This window comes from uncultured Campylobacter sp. (genome assembly GCF_938045225.1).
GTDB lineage: Bacteria > Campylobacterota > Campylobacteria > Campylobacterales > Campylobacteraceae > Campylobacter_A.
The window spans coordinates 1-3,784 of the sequence record NZ_CALINL010000074.1 but is presented as its reverse complement, the minus strand read 5'-3'; the positions used below and the strand labels follow the sequence as shown (position 1 = coordinate 3,784).

Genomic DNA, 3,784 nt, shown 5'->3' with positions numbered 1-3,784 from the left:
TAATTTAATTATAAATTTTAAAATTTTTTTAAGTTTAATGTAAATTTATTGCAAATTTGTCTAAGTGAAATTTAAATTTTCTAAAGGATTTTTCGCTATAATCCAAAACTTACGCACTTGCGTATAAAATTTCAAAAAGGATTAGCATGCCAAAGATGAAAACCGTTCGCGGTGCTGCTAAGCGCTTTAAAGTAGGTAAAAATAAGATAAAAAGAGGCTCTGCTTTTAGAAGCCACATCTTAACAAAAAAACCTACTAAGCGTATGAGAGATTTGCGTGGCCCAAAATACGTGGACAGCACAAATGTCCCAGCCGTTCGCAAAATGCTCGGCGTATAAGCAGCTGTAGATTTAAGTTTTTGACAAAAAGTCATTCAAACTCCCCCAAATTTAGGGGCAAGACTCACTTCGTGAGCGCCAATTTGTAAAAGGATAAATATGGCAAGAGTAAAAACAGGCGTAGTTAGAAGAAGACGCCATAAAAAAGTTTTAAAACTAGCTAGAGGTTTTTTCAGCGCTAGACACAAACACTTTAGAAAAGCTAAAGAGCAATTAGAAAGAAGTTTGGTCTATGCTTACCGCGACAGACGCCGCAAGAAACGCGACTTCCGCCGCTTGTGGATAGTGCGCATCAATGCTGCGTGCCGCCTAAACGACATTAGCTATTCGCGCTTTATCGCGGGACTTAAAAAAGCAAATATCGAGCTTGATAGAAAAATCTTAGCCGATCTAGCTATGAATGACGCAAAAGCTTTCAGCGAGCTAGCTTCAAAAGCAAAGGCTGCTTTATAATACCCAGGGGCGGTTCCCGCTCCTTTTTCTTTGATTATTTATTTTAATTAAATTTGATCGTTCCCCCCCCCCCAAAAAAAAATCACAATAAAACAAATTCCGCTCCAAATTTTAATTTTTTATTTTTCGTTTTTTTGATAAGATAACGCCTTAAATTTAAGGAGTAAAAATGGACATACAAAAACTAAATCAAAACCTAAACAAACTCAACAAAATTTTATTTATTATTTTAGGCATCGCCGTCGCGATCTGGATCGGCGTAGAAGTTTTTGTAGGCAGTAAAGTAGAATACGCAAAAGAACAAATGAAAGAAAATCTATGCGAAGCATCAAATGTGCAAGAAATGCTGGCGCGACTAAATTCAGGTCTCCCGAGAAAACTAGATGAGATAAATACGCTCGAAAAAATCAGCTGTGAAAATCGTCGCATCATTTATCAATATATGCTTGGAAAAGGCCTAGAAATGGATGAAAACGCGCTAAACGATAAAGATATAGCCGAGCTAAAAGAGGAGCAAACAAAGGAACTCAAAAAAGAATTTTGCGAAGATACGCGGTTAAAGGCGGTACGAGAGATAGCTGACGGCGTCGATTTTGTTTATTATATAAAAGACAAAGAGCTTACTCGGGTAAAACTTGAAAGCAAAGACTGCAAATAAACCAAAATAATCAACGTAGTTTGCGTCACAAGTAGCAGCAGGGCTAGATATGACGACAAACTGCCGTTGCCAAGCGACTAAAGCAGTGTTCAAATAGCAAAAAATACCGTGCCATAGCAAGGTAAGCTATTTTTAAAGTCTTATATATGTAAATTTAAGCTAATTTTTCCAAAAAAGACCCGGTTTCGTCTCTTAAATTTTCCAAATCTCCGCTATTATCTATAACAAAATCCGCCACGGCACGCTTTTGCTCGATATCTATTTGCAACTCCACGCGGTGCTTTGCAGCGGCATGATCGAGCCCGTTTCGCTTCATCACGCGCGCAATCAATGTATCTTTTGGCGCATAAACGACCGTGACTTTGTCAAAAAACTCATACCTCTTGCCCTCGAAAAACAGCGGAATATCGACAAAATAAAGCTTTCCTTTTGCCTCCAAAGCCTGCGCCTGCGATAAAATTTCAGCCGTTATCTTTGGATGCAGCAGCGCTTCGAGCTTTGCTAGCTCAGCGGGGTTTTTAAAAACCAGCTCGCCTAGCTTTTTTCGGTCCACCGAGGCGCAGGTGGCGGACGAAATTTCCTCGCCTGAACTAACGCTAAATTCCGCTTGCGAACCAGAATTTTCAGCTTTCGCGTCTTTTTGCACGACGTATTGCGCTCCGAAAATTTCAGCCACCTGCGCGGCACAGCGATCCAAAACGCAATGCGAAATCTTATCGGCGTCGATAATCTCAAATCCGCGATCACGAAGTAGCTCGCAAACCGCGCTCTTACCGCTACCGATGCTGCCCGTGATGACGACGGCGTGTTTAAATTGCGGCATTTTGCCTCCGATTTTTTACTCCGATTTTAGCAATTTTTGGCTAAAATTAACCAAATTTCAACAAAGGGCAAAAATGATAAGCTACAAAGACGCTGGCGTCGATATAGACGCGGGAAATGACTTCGTAAACGCGATAAAACCGTTCGTCAAAGCGACGCAAACTCCGCACGTTTTGGGCGGTATCGGCTCGTTTAGCGGTGCAGTGAGGCTACCTGCCGGCTACAAAAAGCCCGCGATCCTAGGCGCTACCGATGGCGTGGGCACAAAACTGCGACTCGCGATCGACGCGCGCAAATTTGAGGGCGTGGGTCAAGACCTCGTCGCGATGTGCGTAAATGATCTCATCTGTAACTTCGCCGAGCCGCTGTTTTTCCTCGACTACTACGCGACGGCGAAGCTCGAGATCGCGGACGCCAAAGAGGTCGTAAAGAGCATCGCCGAGGGCTGCAAACTCGCCCGTTGCGCGCTGATCGGCGGCGAAACGGCGGAGATGCCCTCGATGTATGAGAAAGGCGACTTTGACCTCGCAGGCTTTGCCGTGGGCATCGCCGAAGAGGACGAGATCGACCGCAGCAAGTTCGTACGCGAGGGCGACGTGCTCATCGCGCTTCCTAGCAGTGGCCTACACTCAAACGGTTTCTCGCTCGCGCGCAAAGTAATCACCGAGCTAGGGCTAAAATTTGACGACAAGGTAGGCGGTCGCGCGCTTATCGACGTGCTTTTGGAGCCGACCAGGATCTACGTCGCCAACTTTTTAAATTTAAAAGACAAAATCCACGCGCTCGCGCACATCACGGGCGGCGGCATAGTGGAAAATCTACCGCGCGTATTTCCGGAGGGACTAGGTGCGAAGATCGAGCATGCCTCGATCCGCACGCCCGAAATCTTTAAAATCATCGCGCAAAAGGTAGAGCCCGCCGAGATGATGAGGACGTTTAACATGGGCGTGGGTATGATCATCGTAGCTCCGAAAGAAAACGCTGATTTTGTGCTGGCAAATACCGACGGCTACGTCATCGGCGAGATCGTAAAAGGCGGGGGTGCACAGCTAGTTTAAGCAGGCAAATTTAACTTTGGCTCGTAAATACATTGTGAGCCAAATATCTATTTGGGCGGTAAATTTGTTCTGTTTGCCATATGATTCTACAAAAACTATCACTAAATTTATTTACCCTTTTGATTAGACTTTTTGTTAGTCGATTTTTATTTTTGTTTGTTTGCAAAATATCTATTAAACCCTGGATACAGCGCTAAATTTAGAAAAAATAATGTTAGCGTTTGTTAGTATGCGCAAGCCAAAAGTTAGTCCATAAACCAAACAGGCGCAAAATTATATTATTCAAATTTAACAAAACCCAAATCCTAGAAATTAAGTATTGTATTAAATAAAGGCTCAAAATAAGCTAAGCGGATTTTTAGCTACGACTTCGTCTTATTACTTATAAGACCTCTTATCGTCTTTAGTAAAATATGATAGAAGGTTTTCGTATCTTTACCGTTATCGTATCTAAA

At 43.0% G+C, this 3,784-nt stretch carries 5 protein-coding genes; 4 read left to right on the top strand and 1 reads right to left on the bottom strand.

The window, feature by feature from the left end; translation table 11 throughout:
* The first annotated feature begins 146 nt into the window (after positions 1-146).
* The 3 genes from rpmI (at position 147) to Q0200_RS03175 (ending at position 1,449) form a co-directional block, all read left to right on the top strand.
* Positions 147-338, top strand: a complete 192-nt coding sequence (rpmI, locus tag Q0200_RS03185) for a 50S ribosomal protein L35 (protein WP_004317422.1) — start codon at positions 147-149, stop codon at positions 336-338.
* A gap of 99 nt (positions 339-437) precedes the next feature.
* Positions 438-791 carry a 50S ribosomal protein L20 gene (rplT, locus tag Q0200_RS03180; RefSeq protein ID WP_002944116.1) on the top strand — a complete coding sequence of 118 codons (354 nt, stop codon included), beginning with the start codon at positions 438-440 and terminating at the stop codon, positions 789-791.
* 169 nt (positions 792-960) lie between these two features.
* Positions 961-1,449 carry a hypothetical protein gene (locus tag Q0200_RS03175; protein WP_297937606.1) on the top strand — a complete coding sequence of 163 codons (489 nt, stop codon included), beginning with the start codon at positions 961-963 and terminating at the stop codon, positions 1,447-1,449.
* A 154-nt stretch (positions 1,450-1,603) separates the two neighbouring features.
* Here Q0200_RS03175 and coaE read toward each other — a convergent pair whose 3' ends face one another.
* Entirely contained in the window at positions 1,604-2,272 is a 669-nt protein-coding gene (gene coaE, locus Q0200_RS03170) for a dephospho-CoA kinase (RefSeq protein WP_297937605.1), read from the bottom strand.
* 73 nt (positions 2,273-2,345) lie between these two features.
* Between coaE and purM the strand changes: the two genes are divergently transcribed.
* Positions 2,346-3,329: a phosphoribosylformylglycinamidine cyclo-ligase gene (gene purM / locus Q0200_RS03165; protein WP_297937603.1), complete on the top strand. Its 984-nt coding sequence runs from the start codon at positions 2,346-2,348 to the stop codon at positions 3,327-3,329.
* The last annotated feature ends 455 nt before the right edge of the window (positions 3,330-3,784 follow it).

Excerpts from the sequence above, each read along its gene's own strand:
- rplT (WP_002944116.1), top strand. The coding sequence starts at position 438 with ATGGCAAGAGTAAAAACAGGCGTAGTTAGAAGAAGACGCCATAAAAAA.
- purM (WP_297937603.1), top strand. The coding sequence starts at position 2,346 with ATGATAAGCTACAAAGACGCTGGCGTCGATATAGACGCGGGAAATGAC.
- coaE (WP_297937605.1), bottom strand. The coding sequence starts at position 2,272 with ATGCCGCAATTTAAACACGCCGTCGTCATCACGGGCAGCATCGGTAGC.
- rpmI (WP_004317422.1), top strand. The coding sequence starts at position 147 with ATGCCAAAGATGAAAACCGTTCGCGGTGCTGCTAAGCGCTTTAAAGTA.
- Q0200_RS03175 (WP_297937606.1), top strand. The coding sequence starts at position 961 with ATGGACATACAAAAACTAAATCAAAACCTAAACAAACTCAACAAAATT.